The sequence below is a fragment of the Nocardioides sp. AN3 genome, from assembly GCF_054653495.1.
Genome location: NZ_BAAIGC010000014.1, coordinates 1 through 24,708, shown reverse-complemented (window position 1 = coordinate 24,708; position 24,708 = coordinate 1). Strand labels below are relative to the sequence as shown.

Annotated in this window: 23 protein-coding genes, 1 pseudogene and 1 riboswitch; of the genes and pseudogenes, 11 read left to right on the top strand and 13 right to left on the bottom strand. The window is 71.3% G+C overall.

The annotated features are described in order from the left end of the window. Window positions 1-22: 22 nt before the first annotated feature. Window positions 23-146: riboswitch (cobalamin riboswitch) on the bottom strand. A 68-nt stretch (window positions 147-214) separates the two neighbouring features. The 7 genes from ACYQ1K_RS16110 to ACYQ1K_RS16080 all read left to right on the top strand — a co-directional run bounded on the left by ACYQ1K_RS16110 (window position 215) and on the right by ACYQ1K_RS16080 (window position 10,133). Beyond that, complete coding sequence (locus ACYQ1K_RS16110; RefSeq protein ID WP_459984135.1) at window positions 215-826, top strand: histidine phosphatase family protein; 612 nt, start codon at window positions 215-217, stop codon at window positions 824-826. Window positions 827-884: 58 nt separating this feature from the next. Next, window positions 885-1,346, top strand: a complete 462-nt coding sequence (locus tag ACYQ1K_RS16105) for a MarR family winged helix-turn-helix transcriptional regulator (RefSeq protein WP_459984134.1) — start codon at window positions 885-887, stop codon at window positions 1,344-1,346. 64 nt (window positions 1,347-1,410) lie between these two features. Beyond that, on the top strand, window positions 1,411-3,186 hold the full coding sequence (locus tag ACYQ1K_RS16100) for a glycoside hydrolase family 15 protein (RefSeq protein ID WP_459984133.1): 1,776 nt from the start codon (window positions 1,411-1,413) through the stop codon (window positions 3,184-3,186). 3 nt (window positions 3,187-3,189) lie between these two features. Then, window positions 3,190-4,197: an SDR family oxidoreductase gene (locus ACYQ1K_RS16095; protein WP_459984132.1), complete on the top strand. Its 1,008-nt coding sequence runs from the start codon at window positions 3,190-3,192 to the stop codon at window positions 4,195-4,197. Then, a complete protein-coding gene (locus tag ACYQ1K_RS16090) occupies window positions 4,194-7,190 on the top strand; it encodes an FAD-binding and (Fe-S)-binding domain-containing protein (protein WP_459984131.1) in 2,997 nt (998 codons plus the stop codon). The genes ACYQ1K_RS16095 and ACYQ1K_RS16090 overlap by 4 nt, the downstream gene beginning before the upstream one ends. Before the next feature lie 47 nt (window positions 7,191-7,237). Beyond that, window positions 7,238-9,028: a thiamine pyrophosphate-requiring protein gene (locus ACYQ1K_RS16085; RefSeq protein WP_459984130.1), complete on the top strand. Its 1,791-nt coding sequence runs from the start codon at window positions 7,238-7,240 to the stop codon at window positions 9,026-9,028. Next, the gene (locus ACYQ1K_RS16080; RefSeq protein ID WP_459984129.1) at window positions 9,015-10,133 is read left to right on the top strand and encodes an enolase C-terminal domain-like protein; all 1,119 of its coding nucleotides are present in this window, start codon (window positions 9,015-9,017) and stop codon (window positions 10,131-10,133) included. Before ACYQ1K_RS16085 ends, ACYQ1K_RS16080 begins: the two co-directional genes overlap by 14 nt. A 124-nt stretch (window positions 10,134-10,257) precedes the next feature. Here ACYQ1K_RS16080 and ACYQ1K_RS16075 read toward each other — a convergent pair whose 3' ends face one another. Together ACYQ1K_RS16075 and ACYQ1K_RS16070 are read right to left on the bottom strand one after the other, a co-directional pair. Further along, entirely contained in the window at window positions 10,258-10,842 is a 585-nt protein-coding gene (locus ACYQ1K_RS16075) for a hypothetical protein (RefSeq protein WP_459984128.1), read from the bottom strand. Window positions 10,843-10,917: 75 nt separating this feature from the next. Continuing rightward, window positions 10,918-11,484 (bottom strand): potassium channel family protein, encoded by a 567-nt coding sequence (locus ACYQ1K_RS16070; RefSeq protein ID WP_459984127.1) that lies wholly within the window; start codon window positions 11,482-11,484, stop codon window positions 10,918-10,920. Between the two features lie 89 nt (window positions 11,485-11,573). Here ACYQ1K_RS16070 and ACYQ1K_RS16065 point away from each other — a divergent pair, with 89 nt between their 5' ends. Beyond that, window positions 11,574-12,257: a YhjD/YihY/BrkB family envelope integrity protein gene (locus tag ACYQ1K_RS16065; RefSeq protein WP_459984126.1), complete on the top strand. Its 684-nt coding sequence runs from the start codon at window positions 11,574-11,576 to the stop codon at window positions 12,255-12,257. Here the strand turns inward: ACYQ1K_RS16065 and ACYQ1K_RS16060 are convergent. The 7 genes from ACYQ1K_RS16060 to ACYQ1K_RS16030 form a co-directional block, all read right to left on the bottom strand. After that, window positions 12,233-12,397, bottom strand: a complete 165-nt coding sequence (locus tag ACYQ1K_RS16060) for a hypothetical protein (RefSeq protein WP_459984124.1) — start codon at window positions 12,395-12,397, stop codon at window positions 12,233-12,235. The two genes, ACYQ1K_RS16065 and ACYQ1K_RS16060, sit on opposite strands and share 25 nt — an antisense overlap. 5 nt (window positions 12,398-12,402) lie before the next feature. After that, the gene (locus tag ACYQ1K_RS16055; protein ID WP_459984123.1) at window positions 12,403-13,854 is read right to left on the bottom strand and encodes a hypothetical protein; all 1,452 of its coding nucleotides are present in this window, start codon (window positions 13,852-13,854) and stop codon (window positions 12,403-12,405) included. A 13-nt stretch (window positions 13,855-13,867) separates the two neighbouring features. Further along, window positions 13,868-14,563, bottom strand: coding sequence for an HdeD family acid-resistance protein (locus ACYQ1K_RS16050; RefSeq protein ID WP_459984122.1), 696 nt, complete (start codon window positions 14,561-14,563; stop codon window positions 13,868-13,870). Between the two features lie 54 nt (window positions 14,564-14,617). Beyond that, window positions 14,618-17,320 carry a helix-turn-helix transcriptional regulator gene (locus ACYQ1K_RS16045; protein ID WP_459984121.1) on the bottom strand — a complete coding sequence of 901 codons (2,703 nt, stop codon included), beginning with the start codon at window positions 17,318-17,320 and terminating at the stop codon, window positions 14,618-14,620. 102 nt (window positions 17,321-17,422) lie between these two features. Further along, window positions 17,423-17,836, bottom strand: a complete 414-nt coding sequence (locus tag ACYQ1K_RS16040) for a DUF7144 family membrane protein (protein WP_459984120.1) — start codon at window positions 17,834-17,836, stop codon at window positions 17,423-17,425. A 50-nt stretch (window positions 17,837-17,886) separates the two neighbouring features. Further along, the gene (locus ACYQ1K_RS16035) at window positions 17,887-18,456 is read right to left on the bottom strand and encodes a DUF1269 domain-containing protein (protein WP_459984119.1); all 570 of its coding nucleotides are present in this window, start codon (window positions 18,454-18,456) and stop codon (window positions 17,887-17,889) included. A 6-nt stretch (window positions 18,457-18,462) separates the two neighbouring features. Further along, complete coding sequence (locus ACYQ1K_RS16030) at window positions 18,463-18,960, bottom strand: DUF1269 domain-containing protein (protein WP_459984118.1); 498 nt, start codon at window positions 18,958-18,960, stop codon at window positions 18,463-18,465. Between the two features lie 116 nt (window positions 18,961-19,076). Between ACYQ1K_RS16030 and ACYQ1K_RS16025 the strand changes: the two genes are divergently transcribed. Together ACYQ1K_RS16025 and ACYQ1K_RS16020 are read left to right on the top strand one after the other, a co-directional pair. Continuing rightward, window positions 19,077-19,769, top strand: coding sequence for a GAP family protein (locus ACYQ1K_RS16025; RefSeq protein ID WP_459984117.1), 693 nt, complete (start codon window positions 19,077-19,079; stop codon window positions 19,767-19,769). 209 nt (window positions 19,770-19,978) lie between these two features. Next, window positions 19,979-20,182 (top strand): hypothetical protein, encoded by a 204-nt coding sequence (locus ACYQ1K_RS16020; protein WP_459984116.1) that lies wholly within the window; start codon window positions 19,979-19,981, stop codon window positions 20,180-20,182. A 15-nt stretch (window positions 20,183-20,197) separates the two neighbouring features. Here ACYQ1K_RS16020 and ACYQ1K_RS16015 read toward each other — a convergent pair whose 3' ends face one another. Next, window positions 20,198-21,286 (bottom strand): AI-2E family transporter, encoded by a 1,089-nt coding sequence (locus tag ACYQ1K_RS16015; protein ID WP_459984115.1) that lies wholly within the window; start codon window positions 21,284-21,286, stop codon window positions 20,198-20,200. 110 nt (window positions 21,287-21,396) lie between these two features. Between ACYQ1K_RS16015 and cls the strand changes: the two genes are divergently transcribed. Beyond that, window positions 21,397-22,878, top strand: coding sequence for a cardiolipin synthase (gene cls, locus ACYQ1K_RS16010; RefSeq protein WP_459984114.1), 1,482 nt, complete (start codon window positions 21,397-21,399; stop codon window positions 22,876-22,878). 52 nt (window positions 22,879-22,930) lie between these two features. Here the strand turns inward: cls and ACYQ1K_RS16005 are convergent, their stop codons facing one another. From ACYQ1K_RS16005 to ACYQ1K_RS15995, 3 genes and pseudogenes are all read right to left on the bottom strand, one after another. Then, on the bottom strand, window positions 22,931-23,488 hold the full coding sequence (locus tag ACYQ1K_RS16005) for a GAF domain-containing protein (RefSeq protein WP_459984113.1): 558 nt from the start codon (window positions 23,486-23,488) through the stop codon (window positions 22,931-22,933). 61 nt (window positions 23,489-23,549) lie between these two features. Next, window positions 23,550-24,332 (bottom strand): thioesterase family protein, encoded by a 783-nt coding sequence (locus tag ACYQ1K_RS16000; RefSeq protein ID WP_459984112.1) that lies wholly within the window; start codon window positions 24,330-24,332, stop codon window positions 23,550-23,552. 4 nt (window positions 24,333-24,336) lie between these two features. Continuing rightward, window positions 24,337-24,708: pseudogene (locus ACYQ1K_RS15995) on the bottom strand (hypothetical protein); the annotation flags it as partial.

Here is a 24,708-nt window from a genome sequence, read left to right as displayed (position 1 = left end):
CGGGGTTCTCGCCCCGTTGAGCCGGTCGGATCGACCCGCGGCCAGTGTCTGGCTGCGCCGGCCCCAGCTGGAGCGGGCCGGCGTCACAGTGGCGGAACCGCCCCGGAGTCACACCGGGTTCCTGCACCACGAGCAGCCGCAGCCTACGGGACGGGCCCCTCGGGAGACAGGGCGGCATCGGTTGCGAGGTCAGGCGCACGGTTGAATGGCCCGCGTGACGGCTCCGGTCTACTTCGTGCGGCACGGCCAGTCGGAGTGGAACGTCCTCCGGCTCACCCAGGGCCAGACGGCTCATCCACGTCTGACCGAGCTGGGGCTCGAGCAGGCGCACGCCGCCGCTCAGGCGATCGCCGCCGACCTCGCAGTCGGCGGCCAGCGCTGCGGCCGGGTGGTGACCAGCGATCTCACGCGGGCGGTCGAGACGGCGCGCGTGATCGCGGACCGCCTCGGTCTCGACGCCGAGCACGACGAGCGCCTCCGCGAGCAGCACCTCGGCACGCTCGAGGGTCGGGACTACGAGCACACCTGGGCCGTCGCCGAGGCGCACGACTGGTCCGACCCCGCACTTCCGATGGCGGGCGGAGAGTCGGTGGACGACGTACGCCGCCGGATGGCCGCCGTCCTCGACGCACTGGACCCGACGACTCCGACGGTCCTCGTGTCGCACGGCGACGCGATCAGGGCCGCCCTCGCGCACGTGAGCGGCGTTCCTCCTCACGAGGCGCCGTGGGTCGAGGTCGGCAACGGCGACGTCGCGCGGATCGCCCCGGGCGGGGACATCGCCTGGCTTTCGGCCGCGGAGCGGCGTGATGGCCGTCCGGCGTGACCGAGGTGGGTCCTAGCAGGATGATGGGCCGCACGCCGACACTGCAGGGAGGTGCACCGTGACCGACGACTCGGAGCTCGTGGACGCCTTCATCACCGCGAGCCGGGCGCTCGTCGGCGTGGCGGTCCGGTCGATCGCCGCTTCGCCGGTCGCCCTGACGCCGGCGCAGCATCGGGCCCTCGTCCTCGTCGCGTCGGGCCGTGGCGACACCGTCAGCTCGCTGCAGGAGCTGCTCGGCATCAACCAGTCGAACGTCAGCAGGCTGGTCGAGCGCCTCGGCCGCCTGGGGCTGGTGCAGCGGGACCGGTCCGACGTCGACGCGCGCACGATCGTCATCACGGTCACCCCCTTGGGCCGCGAGGCGCTGGACGCCGTGACACGGCGGCGTCGTGAGGAGATCGCGTCGGTCCTCGCCGCGATGGGGGAGCGCGACCGCGCCGATGCCGTGCGGGTGATGCGTGCCTTCGACGCGGCGGCCGACGAGGACGGCGACGCGATCTGGCCCGTCGAGGACGCCTGACGCGAACCTGACTGATCCATGCGTCTCGGCATGTATCGGTCCCGCTGCGGGGTACCGAGCGTGCATGGTGTCCTCGGCAGGCTTTCCGCCGCACACCCTGAGCGAGTATGCGCTTCTCGCCGACGGTGAGCGCGGCGCGCTGATCGGTCCCCGGGGCGACATCGCGTTCCTCTGCGCTCCGCGCTGGCACGACGACACCGTCTTCGCCTCGCTGCTGGGCGGCAACGGCGGCTACGCCATCACCCCCGCCGACCCGCGGTTCGTGTGGGGTGGCTACTACGAGCGCGACACCCTGATCTGGCGCAGCCGCTGGGTGACGACCACGTCGGTCGTGGAGTCGCGGGAGGCGCTCGCCTTCCCCGGCGACCGCAACCGGCTGGTGCTGCTGCGCCGCGTGGAGGCGCACCTCGGGGAGGCGCACGTGCGCGTCACGATGGAGTGCTGCGCGCGCTTCGGCGAGGACCCGATGGAGGTACGTCGTGAAGACGACGTCTGGGAGGGCCGGAGCGGGCCTCTCCGGATCCGCTGGACCGGCGCCGGGTCGGCGCGGCTGGAGGACGGGGGGCTCGTGCTGGACCTGGTCGTCCCCGAGGGCCGCCACCACGACCTCGTGCTCGAGATCAGCGACTCCTCCCTCCCCCGGGCGACCCCCGAGCCGGGCCTGACCTGGGCCGCCACCGAGCGGGCCTGGAAGGACGCGGTTCCCGATCTGAGCGGCTCGGCCGCACCCGGCGACTCGCGGCACTCCTACGCCGTGCTCCGAGGCCTCACCAGCGCGACCGGCGGCATGGTCGCCGCGGCGACCACGGCGTTGCCCGAGCGTGCCGAGCAGGGTCGCAACTACGACTACCGCTACGCCTGGATCCGCGACCAGTGCTACGCCGGGCAGGCGGCCGCCGTGGTGGGCGGGCACGAGCTGCTGGACGCAGCCGTCCGGTTCGTCACGACCCGGGTGCACGAGGACGGGCCGCACCTGCTGCCGGCGTACACCGTCACCGGCGACCGCGTGCCCGACGAGCGCCGCTTGTCGATGCCCGGCTATCCCGGCGCGCCGACCCAGGTCGGCAACCACGCAGGCGCCCAGTTCCAGCTCGACGCCTTCGGCGAGTCGCTGCTGCTGCTGGCCGCAGCCGACCGCGCGGAGCGCCTCGACGGCGACGGCTGGAAGGCGGTCGAGATCCTCATCGCCTCGATCGAGAAGCGGGGCGAGGAGCCCGACGGCGGGATCTGGGAGCTGTCGAACGACCGCTGGGCCCACTCCCGCCTCATGTGCGCCGCCGGCCTGCGGGCGGTCGCTCGGCAGCGGCCGGACCGGGTCGGCTCCTCATGGTCTGGGCTGGCCGACGCGCTGATCGACTCCGTCGACCGCGACTGCCTCCACCCCGACGGTCGCTGGCAGCGGGCGCCCGATGATCCGCGGGTCGACGCCTCCTTGCTGCTGCCGGGGATCCGCGGTGCCGTGCCGCCCGACGACCCGCGCCAGGTCCGCACGTGGCAGGCTGTGGTCGCCGAGTTGGCCGACGACGGTTTCGTCTACCGGTTCCGCCACTCCGACAACACCCCGCTACACGACGCCGAGGGCGCGTTCGTGCTGAGCGGGTTCCACATGTCGCTCGCGTGCCTGGTCCAGGGACGGGTGACCGAGGCCGTGCGCTGGTTCGAGCGCAACCGCGGCGCACTCGGGCCGGCGGGCCTGTTCGCCGAGGAGTACGACGTCGTGCAGCGCCAGCTGCGCGGCAACCTGCCGCAGGCGTTCGCCCACGCGCTGCTCATGGAGACCGCCCACGAGCTGGGCCGCGCCGGCGTCGACGCGAACGGCTTCGACGCAGAGGAGAGGTGAGGGATGACCGACCGACGAGTGGTCGTGGTGACCGGAGCGTCCGGAGGGATCGGGAGGGCGACCGCGCGGGCGTTCGCCGCGCGAGGCGACTCCGTGGCGCTGCTCGCCCGCGGGGAGGAGGGGCTCACCGGTGCCGCCGCGGACGTCGAGGCGGCCGGTGCGCGTGCTCTGCCGATCAGCGTCGACATGGCCGACCAGGCGGCGGTCGAGGAGGCCGCCTCGCGGATCGAGGCGGAGCTCGGCGACATCGACGTCTGGGTCAACGTGGCGTTCAGCTCGGTGTTCGCCAGGTTCGTCGACATCGAGCCCGAGGAGTTCGACCGGACCACGCGGGTCAGCTATCTCGGCTACGTCAACGGCACCCGCTCCGCGCTGAGGCGAATGCTGCCGCGCGACCGGGGCACGATCGTCCAGGTCGGCTCGGCGCTGGCCTACCGTGGCATCCCCTTGCAGTCGGCCTACTGCGGCGCCAAGCACGCCATCCAGGGCTTCCACGAGTCGCTGCGCACCGAGCTGATGCACGACCACAGCAACGTCCGCGTCACGATGGTGCAGATGCCTGCGGTCAACACCCCGCAGTTCGACTGGGTGCTCTCGCGGCTGCCCCGGCGCGCGCAGCCCGTGCCGCCGATCTACCAGCCCGAGGTCGCCGCCGACGCGGTCGTCTACGCCGCAGACCACCCGCTTCGCCGGGAGTACTGGGTCGGGGGGACCACGGCGCTCACGCTCGCGGCGAACGCCGTGGCGCCCGGGCTGCTGGACCGCTATCTGGCCCGGACGGGCTTCAGGTCCCAGCAGACCGACCAGCCGGAGTCGCCGGACCGGCCCGCCAACCTGTGGGAGCCGACGGACAGCGGGTCCGGTCACGACTACGGCGCGCACGGACGGTTCGACGACCAGTCCCATCGGCGGTCCTACCAGGTGTGGGCCTCGCAGCACCACGGAGCGGTCGGCGCGGCGCTCGCCGGAGTCGCTGCGGCGGCGCTCGTGCTAGGGCGGCGCCGGCGATGACCGCTCTCCGGGAGGACGTGGGGAGCGTGGACGTCATCGCGCTCCTGCGCGAGCGTGTCGACGGCGACGTCCTCTTCGACGCCGGCTCGCGGGCGGCGTACTCCACCGATGCCTCGAACTTCCGGCAGGTGCCGCTCGGCGTCGTCGTCCCGCGCACGATCGAGGCCGCCGTCGAGGCCGTGGCGGTGTGCCGCGAGGCCGGCGTGCCGATCGTCTCGCGGGGTGGCGGGACCAGCCTGGCCGGACAGGGCACGAACCACGCGGTCGTGCTCGACTTCTCGCAGCACTGCCACCGCCTGCTCTCCGTCGACGTCGAGCGGCGTCGCTGCGTCGTCGAGCCGGGCATCGTGCTCGACGACCTCAACCGACAGCTCGAGCCGACGGGGCTGCGCTTCGGCCCGGAGCCGGCGACCCACCCGAACTGCACCCTGGGCGGGATGATCGGCAACAACTCCTGCGGCGCGACCGCCCAGCGCACCGGCAAGGTCGTCGACAACATCGTCTCGCTGGACGTGCTGCTCTACGACGGCACCCGGTTCACCGCCGAGGAGACGAGCGACGATCGCTACACCTCGATCGCCGCCGGCGGGGATCGGCAGGCAGAGATCTACCGCGCCCTCCGGGACCTGCGTGACGACAACCTCGCCCTGATCCGCACCCGCTACCCGAAGATCCCGCGCCGCGTGTCCGGCTACAACCTCGACTCGCTGCTCCCCGAGCACGGGTTCGACATCGCCGGGTTGCTCGTCGGCAGTGAGTCGACGCTGGTCACCGTCCTGCACGCCGAGCTCGAGCTGGTGCCGCGGGTGAAGAAGCGGACCCTGGTCGTGCTCGGCTTCCCCGACATCGCGAAGGCGGCCGACGCCGTGCCGAAGGTCGTCGAGCATGAGCCGATCGCGCTCGAGGGCGTGGACCACTATCTGATCCACGACGAGCAGATGAAGGGGATGAACTCCCAGGGGGTCCGGGAGCTGCCCCAGAGATACGGCACGGGCACCGGGTTCTTGATGGTCCAGTTCGGCGGAGACACCCAGGAGGAGGCCGACGCCCACGCCCATCGCATGCTCGACGCCTTGGGGGAGACCGAGCACAGCCCGGACGTGGTCTTCTACGACGACCCCGAGCGCGAGGACGAGCTGTGGCAGGTGCGCGAGGCCGGCCTCGCCGCCACCGCCCACGTGCCGCACAAGCGCGACACCTTCGAGGGCTGGGAGGACTCGGCGGTCCCACCCGAGCGCCTGGGCGACTACCTGCGCGACCTGCGCAAGCTCTACGAGGAGTTCGGGTACGCCGACGACACCGGACCCGCCCTCTACGGCCACTTCGGTCAAGGCTGCGTGCACACGCGCATCCCGTTCGACCTCTACACGACGGAAGGCGTCAAGGCGTACCGCCGGTTCATGGAGCGTGCGGCCGACCTCGTGGTCTCCTACGGCGGCTCGCTGTCGGGCGAGCACGGCGACGGCCAGAGCCGCGGCGAGCTGCTGCCGCGCATGTTCGGCGAGGATGTCGTCGCGCTCTTCGCCGAGCTCAAGCGGATCTTCGATCCCGACGACCGGATGAACCCCGGGAAGGTCGTCCACCCGGCCACGCTGGACTCGCACCTGCGGCTCGGCGGTCGATGGGCACCCCGGCAGCACCGCCAGCTTCACTTCGCGTTCCCTCACGACGGCGGGTCGTTCAGCGAGGCGGCGAACCGGTGCGTCGGCGTCGGCAAGTGCCGCAAGCTGGTCAACGACGGCGGCACGGTGATGTGCCCGTCCTACCAGGTGACCCGCGAGGAGCGGCACTCCACCCGCGGCCGCTCGCGGCTGCTGTTCGAGATGCTCGACGGCCACCGGGACGGGCCCATCAAGGACGGCTGGCGCTCCGAGGAGGTGCTCGACGCGCTCGACCTGTGCCTGGCGTGCAAGGGCTGCAAGAGCGACTGCCCGGCGAATGTCGACATGGCGACCTACAAGGCGGAGTTCCTCGCCCAGCACTACCGCCACCGGCTGCGTCCGCGGGCTGACTACGCGATGGGCTGGCTGCCCGATCTGGCGCGCCTCGTCCAGAGCCTCCGTCTCGCCGGACCGGTCAACCTGGCCGGCCGGATCCGCCCGGTGCGCCGCGCGATGACCCGCGCGGCGGGGCTCGAGGACCGACAGCTGCCGCGGTTCGCGCACCAATCGCTGCAGCAGTGGTTCGCCCAGTGTTCGGCGCAGCGGACGGCCGAGCGTGGCCCGAGGCCCCTCGGGGGCCGGGGGACCGTCCTGCTGTGGCCGGACACGTTCACCAACCGCTTCCACCCCGAGGTCGGCCAGGCGGCCGTCGCCGTGCTGGAGGACGCCGGCTGGACAGTGAGGATGCCCGAGGAGTCGCTGTGCTGTGGCCTGACCTGGATCTCGACCGGCCAGCTCGGCACGGCCAAGCGCCGGCTGCGCAGGACCGTCACGGCGCTCGCTCCGCACGTGCGGTCCGGCGGGCTGGTCGTCGGGCTCGAGCCCAGCTGCACGGCGGTGTTCCGCTCCGACGCCGCCGAGCTGCTCCCCGAGGACCAGGACGTGCGCCGGCTGCGGGACCACACCGTCACCCTCGCCGAGCTGCTGACCGACCACACGCCCGGATGGGAGCCGCCCCGTCTGGCCGGCGTCCACGGCCTCGCCCAGGTGCACTGCCACCAGCACGCGGTGCTCGGGTGGGACGCCGATGCCGGGCTCCTGGAGAAGGCCGGCGCTGACGTCGAGCACCTCGACTCCGGCTGCTGCGGCCTCGCCGGCAACTTCGGGTTCACCGCCGGCCACGGCGACGTCAGTCGCGCGCTGGCCGAGCAGACGCTGCTGCCGCGGCTGCGCGAGGAGCCACGCGACTCGGTCGTCCTCGCCGACGGCTTCTCCTGCCGCACCCAGATCGCCGAGCTCGACGACTCCGGCCACCGCGGCCTCCACCTCGCCCAGCTGCTGGCACAGGGGCTGCTCGCGAGCGGACGTCCTACGACCCGGCTGTCCGAGTAGCCACCTCGCATGACGTCCGGACCCCATCAACCAGAAGGAGCATCCCGATGAGCACCACCGTTGCCGACCAGCTGCTCGCACGTCTGCGGGAGTGGGGGATCGAGCAGGTCTTCGGCTATCCCGGGGACGGGATCAACGGCATCCTCGGCGCGTTCTCGCGCGCCGACGACCAGCCACGCTTCATCCAGGCGCGGCACGAGGAGATGGCGGCCTTCGAGGCGGTCGGCTATGCCAAGTTCAGCGGCAGGCCGGCCGTCATGATGGCGACCTCCGGCCCCGGTGCGATCCACCTGCTCAACGGGCTCTACGACGCCAAGCTCGACCACGTGCCGGTGGTCGCGATCGTCGGCCAGACCAACCGCACGGCGATGGGCGGCAGCTACCAGCAGGAGGTCGACCTGCTCAGCCTCTTCAAGGACGTCGCCAGCGACTACGTCCAGATGGTCACCGTGCCCCAGCAGCTGCCGAACGTCCTCGACCGAGCGCTCCGCATCTCGCAGAGCCGGCGCGCCCCCACGGCGATCATCATCCCCAACGACGTGCAGGAGCTTGAGTACGCCGCTCCCACCCACGCCTTCAAGATGGTGCCCTCGAGCATCGGGACCAGCTGGCCGAACGTCGTCCCCGACGACGCCTCGATCCGTGCCGCGGCCGACCTGCTCAATGCGGGCTCCAAGGTGGCGATGCTCATCGGGCAGGGCGCCCGCGCGGCCGCCGACGAGGTCGTGCAGGTCGCCGACCTGCTCGGCGCGGGCGTCGCGAAGGCACTGCTCGGCAAGGACGTGCTCAGTGACGAGCTGGGCTTCGTCACCGGCTCGATCGGGCTGCTCGGCACCCGACCGAGCTACGAGATGATGCGGGACTGCGACACGCTCCTCACGGTCGGCTCGAACTTCCCCTACACCCAGTTCATGCCGGAGCTCGGCCAGGCGAGGGCGGTCCAGATCGACATCGACGGCAGCCTCATCGGGATGCGCTACCCCTACGAGCTCAACCTCGTCGGCGACGCCGCCAGCACCCTGCGCGCGCTGATCCCGCTGCTCGAGCGCAAGCAGGACCGCGGCTGGCGCGAGGCGATCGAGAGCAACGTCTCACGCTGGTGGGAGGTCATGGACGCCGAGGCGAACGTCGAGGCCAAGCCGATCAATCCCATGCGCCTCTTCCATGAGTTCTCCCGGATCGCTCCCGAGGACTCGATCATCGCCGCCGACAGCGGGTCCGCGGCCAACTGGTACGCCCGCCAGATCCGGATGCGCGGCGCCATGCGGGGCACGCTGTCGGGGACGCTGGCCACGATGGGCCCCGCGGTTCCCTACGCCATCGGAGCCAAGTTCGCCCACCCCGACCGGCCCGTCATCGCCTTCGAGGGCGATGGCGCGATGCAGATGAACGGCCTCGCCGAGCTGCTGACGGTCTCGCGCTACTGGAGGGAGTGGACCGACCCACGCCTCGTGGTCGCCGTCCTGCACAACAACGACCTCAACCAGGTCACCTGGGAGCTGCGCGCCATGGGCGGCACGCCGAAGTTCGTGGAGTCCCAAGCCCTGCCGGAGGTCTCCTACGCAGGCTTCGCGACCTCGATCGGCCTCACCGGCGTCACCGTGACCGAGCCCGACCAGCTCGCCGAGGCATGGTCGGAGGCGCTCGCGGCTGACCGCCCAGTGGTGCTCGACGTCCACTGCGACCCCGACGTCCCGCCGATTCCTCCGCATGCGGACTTCGCGCAGATGAAGGACATGGCGCAGGCGCTCATCAAGGGCGACCAGTCGCGGTGGGGCGTCATCAAGGAGGGCCTGAAGACCAAGGCGCAGGAGTTCCTGCCCCATGGTGACCACTGAGCGCCCTGACGGCCCCGAGGTCGCCTCGGTGCAGGCGGCGGCGTACACCATCCCCACCGACCTCCCGGAGGCGGACGGCACGCTCGCGTGGGACTCTACGACGCTCGTCATCGTGACCGCGACGACCGGCGACCCGGCGCTGCCCGTCGGCACCGGCTGGACCTACGCACCCGCCGCGACGGCGCACGTCGTGACCGAGCTGCTCGCCGGCGTGGTGTGCGGACGCGACGCGCTCGACGTCGTCGGCGCATGGGAGGCGATGGTCAGGGCCGTCCGCAACGCCGGCCGTCAGGGCGTGGTCGGGATGGCGATCTCCGCGGTCGACGTCGCACTGTGGGACCTCGCCGCGCGCCTCCTGGACCAGCCGCTGCACCGGCTGCTCGGGCGGTGCCGCGACGACGTCCCGCTCTACGGCAGCGGCGGCTTCACGACGTACTCCGAGAAGGAGCTGCGCGCGCAGCTCGCCTGCTGGCTCGACCAGGGCTTCGAGCGGGTGAAGATCAAGATCGGCGAGTCATGGGGCGCCGCCGAGCGGCGCGACGTCGCCCGTGTCGAGCAGACGCGGGCGGAGGTCGGCGACGACGCCGAGGTCTTCGTCGACGCGAACGGCGGGTACGCCGTCAAGCAGGCCGTCCGTGTCGGTCGGGCGCTCGACGCGCTGGACGTGCGATGGTTCGAGGAGCCGGTCAGCTCCGACCACCCCGCCCAGCTGCGGATCGTGCGCGACACCCTGCAGACCGATGTCGCGGCGGGGGAGTACGGCTGGGATCTCGCCGGCCTCGCCCGCCTCGTCGACTCCGTCGACTGCCTCCAGATCGACGCGACCCGGTGTGGTGGCTTCACCGAGTGGCGCCGGGCCGCCGCGCTCGCGGCCGCACATGGGCTCCAGGTCTCCGCCCACTGCGCGCCCGCCCTGCACGGTCCCGTCGCACTGGCCACACCCAACCTGTGCCACGTCGAGTGGTTCCACGACCACGCCCGGATCGAGCGGATGCTCCTCGACCCCCCGCCCGACCCCACCGGCGGTCGCCTGCTGCCATCGAACGAGCCCGGACACGGCTTCACGCTTCGCGAGACCGATCTGGAGCGCTACCGGGTGGCGTGAGGTCGCGCGCAGTCGCCGACCGCCAGGGAGACGGCACCTGTGCCGTGATTCTGAGTCACCCGCCGATGACTCAGAATCACGGCACAGTGGCTCGCGACTGCCCGCGTCAACGGTGCGGCCTGCGTCACGGCGCCGCGCGGCGACCCGCGGGCGCCGACGGCGGAGCGCTGGGCGGCGGGACGCTGGGCGGCGGTGACGGGGGCGGTCCGGCAGTCGGTGGCGCGCCGACGGGCGGACCCCAGGCCACGGGAGCCGTCTGGGCCGCGCGGGCAGCTTCGTAGGCGGCAGCCGCCTCCCGCTGCCGCTCCTGCTCGTCGAACCGGCGGAGCAGCGAGCTCAGCCATTCGAGCAGCGCGTGCACGGCCAGGCCGGCGAAGGCATAGACGACCATGGCGAAGAGAACCGAGGTGTCGAGCACCGCCTGGACGTCTGTGCTGGCGCTGACGTTGAGGTGGATCGGGGTGAACATGCCGCGGAACGGCTCCATCGCGCGGTCGAGGGAGCGGTAGACCCAGGCGACGAAGGAGGCGTCCGGGTTGGCGCCGAACAGCAGCAGGAGGAACCCCAGCGTGAGTACGACCTCGGTGACGATGACGTAGGCGTAGAAGATCCAGACCAGCGCACGGACGCCCAGGAGCAGCACGCGCCTCGGCCCGTAGGCCCGCGACGAGCGCGACGACCGCGGCTGTGCAGCTCCGGGGACGGTCACACGTCGACTTCACAGCACGCCCGTGGGCGATGCCTCCCCCGAAGCGGGTGGGTCAGCCGGCTCGAGGAGTGGGCGCTACGTGGGCTTGCGGTGCGTACGCCGGGTCTGAGTCGCCCTCATCGCCTGCCGCGCGGCGCGCCGCTCCTCCTGTCGCTCGACGCGGGCCGCGGCCGCCTGGCGCATGGTGCTCGTGAGGACACCGGCGCCACTGGCGATGACGACCACGTTGTAGACCATCTGGACCAGCACGAGGATGCGCGCGGCCTGTCCGGCGGCGTGCACGTCGCCGTACCCGATCGTGAGCACGGTCGCCATGGTGAAGTAGAGCGCGTCGACCCGCGTCGAGAGCCCGACGATCTGCCCGGGCTGACGAAGCTCCAGGACGTAGAACCCCAGCGAGAAGCCGAGCACCCCGACGATGAGCGCCAGCAGCAGCCCGTCGATGTTGCGGTCCGGCTGCGTGATCTGGATGCGGACCTGCCAGACGACCAGGGCCGTCAGGATGGCGAAGAGGGTGGCCGACAGGAGCAGGCGGGCGGCCGTGCTCCTGTCGGGATGGAGATCGACCGGGACGACGAAGTACAGGCCGACGACGAGCACCAGCGCCACCGTCAACCGCAGCAAACGTCGCCACCCAGACATCGCCACGATCCTCGCGCCGCAGGCGTCGGCGCAGTTCACCCTGTCCGGGTGACAGATCGACCCGGCTCGACGCTTCACGCTGTCAGGCGATGGACCTCGCCGGACTGCGCAGCCGGCTGACCGACGGACGACGCGCGGTCAGCCGGCTCCGAGCCGCTGCCGAGCGGATCCCCATCGTCGGCCGCGTGCTCAGCGAGGTGGTGCGGATCGAGTTCATCGACCGCTGCCTGCTCATCGCCGCTCAGGGGCTGCTCGCTCTGGTCCCGATGCTCGTGGTGCTGGCCGCCTTCTTCCCACGGCTGACCGACGGCGCCCTGGGACAGCTGACCGACGTGACCGGCATCGGCGCGGCGGGCGAGCACACGGTCGAGGGCGAGCTCGGCGACCAGGTCCGCGCGCAGACCGGGTTCGTGGGCATCGTGATCACGGTGTTCTCGGCGACGAGCTTCGCGCGTGCCCTGCTGCGGATGTACGAGCGCGTCTGGGAGCTCCCGCACATCGGCGGGATCTCCGGGACGCGGCGCTGCTTCGTCTGGCTCGTGGGCTGGCTGCTCATGCTCCAGCTCCTGGCGAGCGTGCGGTCGCTGGTCGGCGGTGGCTCGATCGCGCAGACCCTGACGCGAGCCGGTGTGCAGATCCTGGCGCTGACCGCGATCTGGTGGCTGACCGCCTGGCTGCTGCTCTTCGGCCGGGTCTCCTGGCTCCGGCTCGGGGTGGGCGCCCTCCTGGCGGGCCTGCTGACGAACCTCTACGTGCGGGCATCGTCGGTGTAGATGCCGCCGTACGTCGCCGCGAACGCCCGCCAGTTCGGCACCCTCGGCATCATCTTGTCGATCTCGACGTGGCTGATCGGGCTGGGCGCCGTCCTGGTCGGCTGTGCCCTCGTCGGCCGGGCCGTCGTCGAGGACCGCACCGTGCTCACGGTGCTGCGGGCGGGTCGCCGGTGGGGGTCGCGGTGGCGGTCGCGGTGGGAGTCGCGGTGGCGGTCGTGGGCGCGGGGCGGGCGAGCAGCTCGAGGATCAGGAGGATCAGGGCGGCGACCGCCACGAGGACGATCGTGAACTTGCCGGTCGGGTGGTCACGCATCACGTAGATGAGCAGCGCGCCGCCCAGCACGACGCCACGCACGGCGTTGCGATAGGTGTCGAGCGCGACGCCCAGACGCCCGGTGTTGAGGCCGGCCCGCATGGTGCCGCCCCGCGCAGCGCCGACGACCCGGGAGCTCGATCGGCGCACGGCGACCGCGGTGCGCCCCGGCCCCGCGACCCAGGCGATGAAGGCGACGGCCAGCGAGAGGACGAGGATCGCTCGCAGGTTGAGCCGGATGAACCACGCCAGGGTGTCGTAGATGGCGGCGGCAGCGTCCGGCGGCAGCTGGTCGGCGGGGATGGCGTCGAGATAGACCGCTCGGAAGGCGTTGAGGGCGAGCCCGAGGAGAAGCATCGAGCCGGCCAGGGCGAGCGCCGCGGCGACGAGCGTGCGCCGGCGCGAGCGGCCGACGAGCACCGCACCGACGAGGCAGAGCAGCGCGAGCGCAGGCAGGACGAGATTGAGCGCGCTGAGCACGCGGAAGCCGGTCTGCGCGTTCTGCAGGTCGCTCGACTGCAGGATCGTGAACTGCGCCTGGACCTCGGGGATGCGCTCGGCCAGCGTGAAGCCGCGGTCGACCAGGCGCTGCTTGACCGCCTCGATGACGGTGGCGAGGCTGACGCTGACGACGCCGTTGTCCACCTTGACCAGGTTGCTGTCCTTGCCGGTGAGGACCGCGACGAGCTGGGTGTGCGCCTGGCGGTTGGCCGCCTCCCAGGCCTGCGCGAACGCATCGGACTGCACCAGCGCCGTCACCTGCCGCGAGACGAAGCCCTCGACCGCGTTGACGAGCGGTCCCTTGAGCGCCTGCAGGCTCGTGGCGGCGACAGGAGGCAGGCCCTGGTCCGAGAGCGCTGTGACCGCCTGATCGGTGACCTGGTCGATCTGGAGCCGCGAGAGGATCTCGGCGGTGATCCGGTCGGCCACGGCCTTCTGCACCGCCGGGTCATGTGCGAGCGGGGCGACGGTGGAGACGTAGCGGTCCGTGTCGGAGATCTCGTCGTGGGCCCAGCGTGCCACGACGGCGAGGGGCGCCAGGATCGCCATGAGGACGATCAGCACGGTGGCGACGGCTGTTCGCCACCAACCGGTCCGTGTCGGCGGGGTGCTGGGCTCGGCCCCGAGCGCGTCGAGCTCGGCGCGCAGCTCCGCGACCCGCTGCTGGCGGTCCGGACCGGCCGGTGTGCCAGGCGAGCCTTGCTCGCCCGTGCGCTGGGCCGTGCCGTCGGAGGTGCTGGGCAGCGGGAGCGTGGGCTCGGGCGAGCTCGACTCGGAGGTCATGGCGCGCTTCCGCTCAGACGGCGGGAGCCGGCGGCGGTGACGCAGCCGACCTGCGCCCGCCCGCAGCCGTGCGCTGCGCCCGGAGCCGGAAGGCGCTGAACACGGCGAGCCCCCCGGTGATGACGAGCCAGGCACAGACCACGAACACCAGCACGCCGAGCGTGAGATGCGGGTCGATCAGCAGGAAGCCGCCGGCGACCAGGCTGACGGTGCCCGAGAAGATCTCCCAGCCGCGGCGGCCCGGAGCGGGTGCCACGAGCGCCCCGACGATGTCGATGATGCCGGAGGCCACCCACCACACCCCGAGGATGAGCCAGACCACGGTGATCGTCTGGAGCGGGTCGCGCAGGCAGAGCAGCCCGACGATGAAGGCGAAGGCACCCGTCACGCCGAGCAGGACGCGCACGGAGGTGTCGAGGGAGGACGCCGCGATCGCACCGATGACACGCACCACGCCGGAGATGAGGAACTGGATCCCGATCAAGATCGCGACCACCTTCAGCGTCTCCCCGGGCCACACGGCCAGGGTGATGCCGAGCCCGAGGCTGATGAGCCCGTAGGCGAGCACGAGACCCCAGTGCTCGGCGAGCGCGGACAGGGCGCCGGGCGGGCCCGCGCGGTGACTGGGCGAGCTGTACTCGTAGGACTCGTAGGACTCGTAGGACTCATACGACATGGCCGTCTCCCGGGCGTGAGGGTTCGGTTCCATGGTCGGACCGCAGCGCGTCGACGGTCCTCGCCCGAATCGGGTGGCGGCCGGGCTCTACAGCAGGTTGAGGTTCCGCGCCACGGCGAGCGCCTGGCTGCGACGCGAGACGCCGAGCTTGCTGTAGAGGCTCGACACGTGGGTCTTGACGGTGTTCTCGGAGACGAACAGGACGGCGGCGATGTCGGCGTACGTCGCCCCGCGGGCCAGCTCGCCGAGGACCTCCCGCTCGCGCGGACTCAGCAGCGGCGGCACCACCACGGTCGTGGCCACCTCCCGCTCGCGTCGCGACGGCGTGGTCGAGGCGTAGGCGGCGGTGATGTCGGGACGGTGGGCGCCCGCCGCCGCGAGCTCCACGATCCACGGAGACGGTGTGGTGGACGCGAGTCGCCGCATCAGCGTCGCCATCGGCGTGCCCTGCCGGGTCCAGCCGAGGAACGGGACGGCGTTGCGGCGCACCTCCGTGGCCCGGGCGGCGTCGGCGAGGTGCGCGAGCGCCTGCTCGTGGTCCCCGAGTGCGTCCAGGAGCTGCGCGCAGCAGGTGAGGGCGAGCGCCCGCACAGGAGGCTGGGAGTATGTCGCGTCGGCCGCCGCCGCGTCGAAGGCGGCGGCTGCTGCCCGGCGGTCACCGCTGAGGTCGGCGGCGAGCCCGGCGACGAGAGACGCCTCGCCGCGCGCCCCGAGAGCCGAGAGCGACGCCTGGAGGGGCGGGAGGGCCCACTGGTCGCCGGACACGGCCGCCAGGAAGGCACGCTCGAGCAGCAGGACGACCCGGAGATGGTCAGGAAGGCTCGTCTCGTGCAGCATCGCCGTCTCCGACGGGGTGCTGAGGATGCGCTCCGCGTCGGTGACCGACCCGCGCTGGAGTGCAACGCGAGCGTCGCGCAGCCACAGCCAGTACTTCGTGGTGAGGTCGGAGCCGTGCACGTGGCTCCCCGTGTCGCTCACCGGGGCGTTGATGGGCGAGTCGGGCCAGGGCAGGTCGACGAGCGTGCTGAGGAAGAGGGTGAGCATCGCCCGCGTCGGGGCGAAGCGCATCCGCCACACGTCGGGGTCGTCGAGGCGGGCGAGTGCGGCGACCGCGAGCGACGCGGCGGCGCTCTCCTGGCCGCTCATGAAGAGCGTCTGTGCCAGGTGCGTCATCGCCGCGGCCTCGATGGCCGCCAGGCCCTCGGAGCGGCTCATGCTGATGGCGAGCGTCAGGTCGGCCTCGGCTTCCGTCAGGTCGCCCAGCCAGTTGCAGGCGACGCCGACCTCGTGCACGAGGATGGCCAGCACGCGTGCATGGGACTCGCTCGGGGAGCTGCGGCCGGCGGAGAGCCGGACCACGCGCTTCGCGAACCCGACGGCGGCGTAGATCGGCTCGAGACCCAGTCGGGCACGCCACAGCCGGAGGCAAGCGATCTCAGCCTCGGAGCCTGACGGGTTGCTGGCGAGCACGCGCTCGGCCCAATGGGCCGCGCCCTCCGCGTCGTTCGTCATCCACCGCGCGAGCGCGATCGTGAACCAGGTGTCGGGCCGCCGCTCGACCTCGTCGGGGAAGGCACGCACGAAGCGGTCGACGTCGGCGATCTCGCCCGAGCCGGCGACGAGCTGGACGCCCGCGGTCGCGATGAGGTCGGCGGCGCCGTCGGCGGCATTGACGTAGATCAACCGCTCGAAGGCCCCATGGCTCTTGCCGCGCACCAGGTCCAGGTGCACGGCTCGCTTGACGGTCGACTGCGCGAGGGCGACGTCGACGCCACCCGCGATCAGCCGCCGGCGGATCACCTCCACGAGAAGCGGGTGGATGCGATAGCGCACGTCCGCCTCGTCTGCGCTGTCGACCTCCGCACGTGCTCCGTGGCCCCGCGGGCGCGGGACCGACACGTCGGGGACGCGGGCCACGAGCAGGCCGTTGGCCTCCAGCTCGGCCAGCAGGTCTGCGGCCTGCTGGTCGTTGGCGAGGTGCGCGGCGGTCGCCGTCGACACCACGCCCTCGCCCGCGACGCAGAGCAGGAGGTGTCGCTGTCGGGGGGTCAGGGACGCGAACACCTCACTCGCGACGTGGTCGGGGACCGACGTCGCGCCGTCGCCGAGGTGCTGGGCGGCGGCCAGGCGGTCCGGTGCGGTGCCCACGACGCGTGCGGCCAGGACGATCGCGGCAGGCCAGCCCTGTGCCCGCTCGGTGACGGCGCGGACCACGTCGGGGTCGTCGGTGCGCGCGTGCTCGATGATGAGCGGCGCGCACTCCTCGTCGCTCATGTGCAGCAGCTCGCCGCGCAGCACCGTCAGGTGGCCGAGCAGCTCGGGGACCATCCTGTTCAACGGGAGGTCCCAGCGGCTGACCAGGAGCAGGTGCAGCGACTCGGGCGCCGTGGTGAGCAGCTCGTCGATGAGACGGTACGACGCCGGCGGCATCGCGTTGGCGTCGTCGATCACGAGCAGTCGCGGGGCTTCTGGGGAGTCCGCCGGCTGAGCGGTCGCCTCGATCGCGGCCCGCAGGCGGTCGGGTGTCCACGTCGGGTCGCCGTGGATCCATGTCGCATCATCGGCCTGCGGGACCGGGCTGTACTCCAGCCAGCCGCTGACGCCCAGCGTCTTGCCGGCGCCGACCGGGGCGACCAGCAGGGTCACCGCGCCGGCCGTCGCCCGGTCGAGCGCGCTCCAGAGCCGATGCCTGAGCACGTAGGTGCGGGGGAGCCGCGGCGCATCTCGGACGGTCCGCCGCGGCTCGTAGGACTCGTGTTCTCGCTCGGTAGGGACTGCTGGCGTGCTCATGGGTACCCCTCCCCGGTCTCGGCGAGGGGCCCCATCCTCGTCGCCACCTGCACTCTACTGGGGACAAGCACCCGTTTCGCTAGCCCTTCTCAGTCATCCTGCTCAGTCATCCTGCAGTTGGGTGCACAGGGCCCAGAGGGTGAGGATCCAGAAGCCGATGACGACGATGCTCCAGACCGGGTAGTAGGGGATGAAGGCGAAGTTGGAGAGTGTGCCGAGGATCGCGATGAAGATGCCGAGCAGCCTGCCCCAGGTCTGCCCGAACAGGATCGCGATGCCGGTGGCGAGCGCGATGATGCCGATGATGAGGTGGATCCACCCCCACGACGTCACGTCGAACTTGTAGCTGTAGTTGATCCCGGTGACGTAGACCTCGTCCTTGGCGAGCGCGGCGATCCCCTCGAGGATCTGGAAGATCGCGACGGTCGAGAGCATGACGCCCGCGAAGGACGTCACCCCGAGCGCCACGAGCCCGCGCGTCGAGGAGGTGTCGTAAGGCTGCGATGTACTGGCCATGGTTCCTCCTGGATGTTCGCCGCCGTCGCTACGGCGGCACGATGGGGACGCTAGGACTCAGGTGGCGCGGCTGCGTCACCCGGAACGGGCGACGTGGCCGGGTCCACGGCGGCGGCCGCCTGCAGCATGTCCCGGACGGCCGCTGGGGCGTCCTCCTCGAGGTCGAGGAGGAGCAGCTGGACGTCGCCTCGGGCGCGGCCGCGTTCGATCACGGGCCGCACCGCGTCCAGGTCGGCATCGCTGGCAAGCACGACGAGCGCGGAGGAGCCCGGGTGCAGCTGCGCCCGGAGCCGCTCGAGGAAGGCCTTGTCGATGCCCGTGCCGCGCAGACGCTGGGCGAGCGCGCCGACGCCCGCCCCCGCGGCAGCCCCGAGGGCCGGCGCGAGCACGAGCGTGCCCAGGAGTGCGCCGAGGGCCGACCCCTTGGAGACCGCCGTCGTCGTCGAGTGTCGCAGGTGCCCCAGACGCGGCTCGTGCGCTCCGTTCACCCACGTGACGGTCACGGCGTCGTGGACGGTGAGGGCCCCTTGTTGCTGGAGGGACTTGAGCCGCACCTCGCCGGCGACGGCGCCCATCGCGGAGTCGTAGACCCAGACCGTCAGGATCGCGTCGCCGGCCATCACGGCTCATTCGTCGGCGAAGACCCCGCGCAGTGCCGCTTCCTGCTCCGAGCTGAGGTTGGTGAAGATCAGCTCGGGTGGGGCCTGGCCTGCGAAGGCGTCGCGGATCTTGTCGATGACCGCGTCGGAGGTCATGAGGAACACCGCGGACGTGCCCGGTGTGACCTGGTCGCGGATCTTGTTGATGAACCCGTCGTCGATCCCGACGTCGGTCAGCGCACCCGTCAGTGCCCCGGTCGCGGCGCCCACGGCCGCACCAAGCAGCGGCACGAAGAAGAGCAGGCCGAAGAGCATGCCCCAGAAGGTTCCGCCCAGCGCGCCGGCCCCGGTCGTCGACGTGAGCTGGCGGGTCTTCGGCTTCTTCTTCTCCGACGGCCACGAGACGGTCGCGGCGTCGTGCAACGTGACGATCCCTTGTCGGGCAAGCTGTTCGATGGTGGAGACCGCCTCGTCGGCGGCGGTGGGTGAGTCGTACTTCCAGACGGACAGGGTGGCTTGCGCCATGGGGCGACCTCCTGAGAACGGATCGGATCTGACCTCACTCCACCCTCTGGCCCGCGCCACGACCTCACCCGAACATGGTGAACGCCCGGACGGCGTACGGCGACCACAGTTCTGCCATGGGGGACCTCGTGGCGGCGCTTCTCCCGGCGCTGCTCGGTCTGCTCGCGACACCGGCCGCGATCATCGCTTGCCTCGTGCTGCTCGAAACGCGTCGTCCGGTGCTCAACGTCTCGGTCTTCGCCCTCATGTTCCTGCTCGTGTACGGCGCGTTGTCGTTCGCCGTCCTCGGTTCCGGACGGCTCGGCGAGCGGCTCGGCGGACCGAGCGGAGAGGACCCGGCGACCGTCCGCGGCTGGACGAGCGGGCTCCTCGGCGTCCTGTTCCTGGCGCTCGGCGCCGTGATCCTGCTGCGGGACGCCCCGGAGCCGCACGATGCCGAGCCGGTGCCCGGCTGGGTCCGCCGCCTGCGCGACCCGTCGGTCCGGTCGGTGATGACGCTCGGTCTGGCGCTGGCGGTGCTCAACCCCCACATCGCGATCCTCGGCGTCGGGCTCGGTGTGGTGCTGACCGCGGACATCTCGCCGACGGGCCAGATGGTCGGCGTCACGCTGCTGCTGGCCGCCAGCATGATGGACTTCGTGGTCCCGCCGATCGCGTACGCCCTGGGAGGTCCGGCCGCCGGCAGTCGGCTGCGCGAGGCGACCGCCTGGATGGTCCTGCACACCCGGCTCCTCAGCGCGCTGGTGCTCGTCCTCCTCGGGCTGCTCTTCAGCCTGCATGGTCTCGCGCAGCTCGCGACCGCGTCCTGACGTCGGATGGCAAAACGTGGTCGCCTCGCCCGAATCCGGTGACGCGGTTCACCTCCGGCGATGCATACGGTCGGGGCACTCAGTTGCTCGTATTCGAGCGGTGGGCTCGGGTTGGGTGTCCGCACGATCAAGGGGTTGGTCATGGGTCAGGTGGCCGGCGAGCTGGTGCCGAGCACGCAGGCCCGGATCGCGAGCGGCAGGAGGCTCTCATGACGAGGATGCTGATCAGGGTCGACGCCGAGGTCTCCGACGAGCTGCTCACCGCGTTCCCGCACCTCACGACGCGCCGCCATCGAGCATCGACCACGCTCACCGGGGACGTGGAGGACCAGGAGCAGCTGCAGGGCGTCCTCAACCTGCTCAACTCACTCGGCCTGCAGGTCGTCGAGGTCGTGACGATCCCGGACGACTGAGCCGGCCCCTCCGGCTTAAGAACCGCTCCGGCCGCCTTGCTCCGAGATGTCGCCGGGGCGGTTCGCGATGACCGGCGTCAACCACCGGTTGTCGGGGTCGGCATCCACGAGCAGAGCTCGGACCAACAAACTGAGCGGGACCGCCATGATGGCGCCGACCGGGCCGATGATCCACGACCAGAACACGAGCGACAGGAACGTGAGCGTCGTCGAGAGACCGACCGCGTCACCGACGATCTTCGGCTGGATGCCCGACTGGATCACCAGGTTGAGGGTGCAGTAGACGACGATGACCGCGAGCATCTTGGCCGGGCCCGAGTCCAGCAGCGCCAGCAACGCCGGCGGGAAGAGCCCGATGATGAAGCCGATGTTGGGGATGTAGTTCGTGAGGAACGCCAACAGCCCCCACAACAGCGGCGCCGGGACATGCAACAGGTAGAGCGCAATGGTGTCGAGGACCGCCACGATCAGGCCGAAGACGGTCGAGACGAGCAGGTAGCGGCGGGTGCCCAAGGCGAACCCCTCGAGTGCGCTGACGAGGTCCGGGCGGTGCACCGCGACCTCCCGGAGGCGAAGGGGGAACGCGCCGCCGTCGACGGCGACGAAGAGGCACAGTGCGAGAAGGAAGATGAGGCTCGAGGCTGCGTCGAGCACCCCGGAGAGGATCGAGCCGATCACGTCCGCCAGCCTGCCCAGGTCGAAGGAGGACACCAGTTGGTGGACCTCGTGGGACGAGATCCCGATGCTGCTGAGCCACGACGTCAGGTCCTTCACGAGCTGGTCGGCGTCGTCGGCGTACTGCGGGATGAGCGAGCCCAGCCGGGCGATCGCGACGACGAGACTGAGCGCCAGGCCGATGACGATGACGTAGACGAGGATCACGCACACGGTCGTCGACAGCCACATGGGCACGTGCCTGATCAGGCGGATGTGCACCGGATGGACCACGATCGTGAGGACGAGGGCCAGGAAGAGGGGCCCCAGGATGCCGCGAGCCGCGTGGATGCCACCCAGGGTGACGACGGCGGCGGCCGCCCCGAGCAGAAGCAGCAGAGCGCGCGGCAGGAGGCCCGAGCCGCTGGCCCTCACCGGTCTGACTGCCACGACTCATCGTCGCCGGTCGACCCACCTCGGTGGGCTCACCCTGTTCGGGTGACGCATCGGAGGTTGGGCCTTCCTAGCGTCGGGCCATCGGGTCGCGTGAGGAGCGTGTCGTGCCGGAGTGGCTGGGCTGGTTGGTCGCCGTCGTCGGTGTCCTCCTCGTGCTGACGGAGATCGTCGTCTGCGTGCTGGCGCTCGGGGTCATCCCCGGCGGCCGCAAGCCGTCGACGGGCATGGCGTGGCTGATCCTCATCCTCGCGGTGCCCTATCTGGGCATCATCTTGTTCGCGCTCTTCGGGAGCACCAGCGTCGGACGGAAGCGCCGCGCTTGGCAACGACAGGTGAACGCGGAGGTGACGGCAGCCGCCCTCGAGGAGGGAGGAGATGCGGGCGCCGCCTCCGTCGGCGACCTCGCTGGTGCGGCGCACCTCAACGAGACGCTCGGCGCCCTGCCGATGTCCGACGGCAACCGCGTCGCGGTCCTCTCCGACTACGCCGAGACCGTGGGCGCGATGCGAGCCGAGGTGGACCGGGCGATCTCGTTCGTCCACGTCGAGTTCTACATCACCGCGTGGGACGACGTGACTGCCCCGTTCTTCGATGCGCTCGTCGCCGCGACGGAGCGTGGCGTGCAGGTGCGGCTGCTCTTCGACCACCTGGGCTCGCGCGGGATCCCGGTGTACAAGGAGCTGGTCCGGCGGCTGGGTGACACCAAGATCGCCTGGGCACCGATGCTGCCGATCAGCCTGCAGCAACGCCAGATCCGCCGCCCGGACCTGCGCAACCACCGCAAGATCCTCATCGTCGACGGCCGTGTCGCGTTCACCGGCTCGCAGAACCTCATCGAGCCGGGCTATGACAAGCCGAAGAACCACAAGGTCGGTCGCGAGTGGGTCGAGACGATGCTGCGGGTCGAGGGCCCCGTGGTCCGTGACCTCGGGGTGCTGTTCGCCACCGACTGGTACTCCGAGACCCGCGAGCGCCTGCGCGACACCCTCGTGATCGTCGAGCCGATCGGCACGCCCGCTCCGCACGTGGTCGAGAGTGTCTCGTGCCAGGTGGTGGGCAGCGGGCCCGGCTTCGTGACCGAGAACAACCTGCGCCTGTTCAACACCCTCATCTACGGCGCCCGTCGGCGGCTGTCAGTGGTGAGCCCCTACTTCGTCCCCGACGAATCGCTCCTCTACGCGGTGACTACGGCTGCGCAGCGCGGCGTCGACGTCGAGCTGTTCGTCAACGAGGGCGCTGACCAGTTCATGGTCTTCCACGCGCAGCGCTCCTACTACCAGGCACTGCTCGACGTCGGCGTACGCATCCATCTCTATCCCGCGCCCTTCGTCCTGCACTCGAAGTTCTTCACCGTCGACGACGATGTCGCCGTCGTCGGGTCGTCGAACATGGACTACCGCTCGTTCGCCCTCAACTACGAGGTCATGCTGCTCCTGCGCAGCCAGCAGGTCGTGGACCGGCTCCAGTCGGTGCTGGACGACTACCGGGCGGCGTCGGCGGCCCTCACCTCCGAAGCGTGGCGGCAGCGCCCATGGCGGGCGGCGTACGTCGACAACGTCATGCGCCTGACGGCCGCGCTGCAATGACCGGATGCCTGAGCGGACCGCCCACGGCTCGATCGATCGAGGACGGTGCGGGTCAGCTGGCTCTGCCGCTGGCTGCCACGCCCGGACCCGGAGCGACCGCCCGCCTGAGGGGGGCGGGTCGGTCCGCCGTCATCGCCAGCCGGGCCGCCAGCGCGAGCACACCGTCACGACCGAGCAGGTCCAGCCCGTGGGGCGTGCGCGAGTAGAGGATCAGCGCGCCGACGTGGTCGTCGTGCACGAACAACGGCAGGCACAGCACACTGGCCGCGTCGTGGTCGCGGGACATCCGCGTGCCCCAAGCCGGCCACCGGCGGTCATGCCCGACATCCCCGGACTCGACGATGCGCTCGTCCCACGCCGCGTCCAGGGATGGCCCCTCGCCGAGTGCGAACTGCAGGAGGTCGCCGATCGCACCGACCACGTCGGTGCAGGCGATGGTCTCGACCCGCTCCTCGCGACGGATCAGCGAGATCGCCGCCGCGTCGCTCCCCGGTGCGTGGTGGACCGCCAGATGAGCCGCCGCGCGGACGACCGACTGCGCCTCCGGCTCGTGGTGGAACTGCTGCGCGACCGCAGCGACCAGCGACACCCATTCCGGGCTCTCCACCATCCGATCCCCGTAACCCACTTGCGCGTGGTTGAAACGATCGTCGTCGTCGAAGGGACCGCCCTCAGGCGTTCGTGGAGCTCGGTCGCACGGTGAGCGACTGCACGACGGTGCCGAGCGGCCCGCGCTCGTCGTGGATGCGGCTGCTCGTCAGGCCATGGCCCTCGGGCCCGAAGGTGACCGTGGTGTCGAAGCCGAGCCATCCCGGCTGGGGCGTGCGGACGAGGTGGGCGGTGAGGTCGATGTTGGGGAACGCAACGGTGGCCGGGCTCTCGCGGACGGTCATGCCGTTGGCGATGTCGAAGAGGCCGGCCGCGCTGGCGAGTGGGCTGGTCGGCTCGTCGAGCAGGTCGATCTCGGTCCGCACCCAGAAGTGCGCCCGCCCCGGGACCGCTTCCTCGCGCCGCAGCTGCGCCGATGCGATGAACCCGCCCGGCCACACCTCCGTCGGGTCCCACGTCGGCACAGACGCCGGGGGAGGAAGACTCGGCAGCGCCGTGCCGGCGAGCGCCGCGGTGTCGCGGTCGGCGAGCAGCCAGGCGCGCAACAGCACCGCAGCGCGATCCTCGTGGCGGAGGACCGCCTCAGCTAGCTCGATGGTCCGCCCGGGCCGCAGCACCCGTACGTCGACCTCCACCTCCTCCATCGGCAGCACGCCGAGGATGTCGAAGGACAGCCGCGAGATCGTCAGGGCCCCGCTCGTACGGCGGGCCCTGTGGTCCGTCTCCACGGCGTGCGTCATCAACCCGAGAGCAGGCGCGATGTGCTGCTCATCGGTCCTCCAGGCACCGGAGACGTGCTCGGTCGGCATGAACGTCGTGTCTCCGGTGCGAACGAAGTAGGGCACATGTCTAGGCTCGCAGGCGCCCCCGGTCGGGCGCGCGCCGGGTCAGCTGGTGTCTCTCGGAGGTCGCGGGTCTTTCGGCGTCCGGACCTGTCCGGGTCCCATCGGTGTCGGTGATCCACTGGTATCGGTGTCTGCTGGTCCAGAGGTATTCGCCTGGGCTCAGTCGGACGTAGTTCCAGTGGCCGAAGGTCTTCACTCGGTGGTGGCGTCTGCATAACGGTGCGAGGTTGTCGGTGGAGGTCTGGGCGTCGGCGTGGTCGGGCGAGTGTGGCCGGTCAGTGCCTGTGCGGCGAGTGCCGCCCGTGCCGTCGTCCTTGTCCGTGTGCTCGATCCCGTCTTTGCCTGCGCCGTGGTCGTAGGGCTCGATGTGGTCGAG

Coding starts and splice junctions, on each gene's coding strand:
- ACYQ1K_RS16090 (WP_459984131.1), top strand. CDS start 4,194: ATGACCGCTCTCCGGGAGGACGTGGGGAGCGTGGACGTCATCGCGCTC.
- ACYQ1K_RS16005 (WP_459984113.1), bottom strand. CDS start 23,488: ATGGTGGAGAGCCCGGAATGGGTGTCGCTGGTCGCTGCGGTCGCGCAG.
- ACYQ1K_RS16065 (WP_459984126.1), top strand. CDS start 11,574: ATGGACCTCGCCGGACTGCGCAGCCGGCTGACCGACGGACGACGCGCG.
- ACYQ1K_RS16095 (WP_459984132.1), top strand. CDS start 3,190: ATGACCGACCGACGAGTGGTCGTGGTGACCGGAGCGTCCGGAGGGATC.
- ACYQ1K_RS16085 (WP_459984130.1), top strand. CDS start 7,238: ATGAGCACCACCGTTGCCGACCAGCTGCTCGCACGTCTGCGGGAGTGG.
- ACYQ1K_RS16050 (WP_459984122.1), bottom strand. CDS start 14,563: ATGGAACCGAACCCTCACGCCCGGGAGACGGCCATGTCGTATGAGTCC.
- ACYQ1K_RS16035 (WP_459984119.1), bottom strand. CDS start 18,456: ATGGCCGGCGACGCGATCCTGACGGTCTGGGTCTACGACTCCGCGATG.
- ACYQ1K_RS16040 (WP_459984120.1), bottom strand. CDS start 17,836: ATGGCCAGTACATCGCAGCCTTACGACACCTCCTCGACGCGCGGGCTC.
- ACYQ1K_RS16020 (WP_459984116.1), top strand. CDS start 19,979: ATGACGAGGATGCTGATCAGGGTCGACGCCGAGGTCTCCGACGAGCTG.
- ACYQ1K_RS16055 (WP_459984123.1), bottom strand. CDS start 13,854: ATGACCTCCGAGTCGAGCTCGCCCGAGCCCACGCTCCCGCTGCCCAGC.
- ACYQ1K_RS16030 (WP_459984118.1), bottom strand. CDS start 18,960: ATGGCGCAAGCCACCCTGTCCGTCTGGAAGTACGACTCACCCACCGCC.
- ACYQ1K_RS16025 (WP_459984117.1), top strand. CDS start 19,077: ATGGGGGACCTCGTGGCGGCGCTTCTCCCGGCGCTGCTCGGTCTGCTC.
- ACYQ1K_RS16070 (WP_459984127.1), bottom strand. CDS start 11,484: ATGTCTGGGTGGCGACGTTTGCTGCGGTTGACGGTGGCGCTGGTGCTC.
- ACYQ1K_RS16100 (WP_459984133.1), top strand. CDS start 1,411: ATGGTGTCCTCGGCAGGCTTTCCGCCGCACACCCTGAGCGAGTATGCG.
- ACYQ1K_RS16045 (WP_459984121.1), bottom strand. CDS start 17,320: ATGAGCACGCCAGCAGTCCCTACCGAGCGAGAACACGAGTCCTACGAG.
- ACYQ1K_RS16080 (WP_459984129.1), top strand. CDS start 9,015: ATGGTGACCACTGAGCGCCCTGACGGCCCCGAGGTCGCCTCGGTGCAG.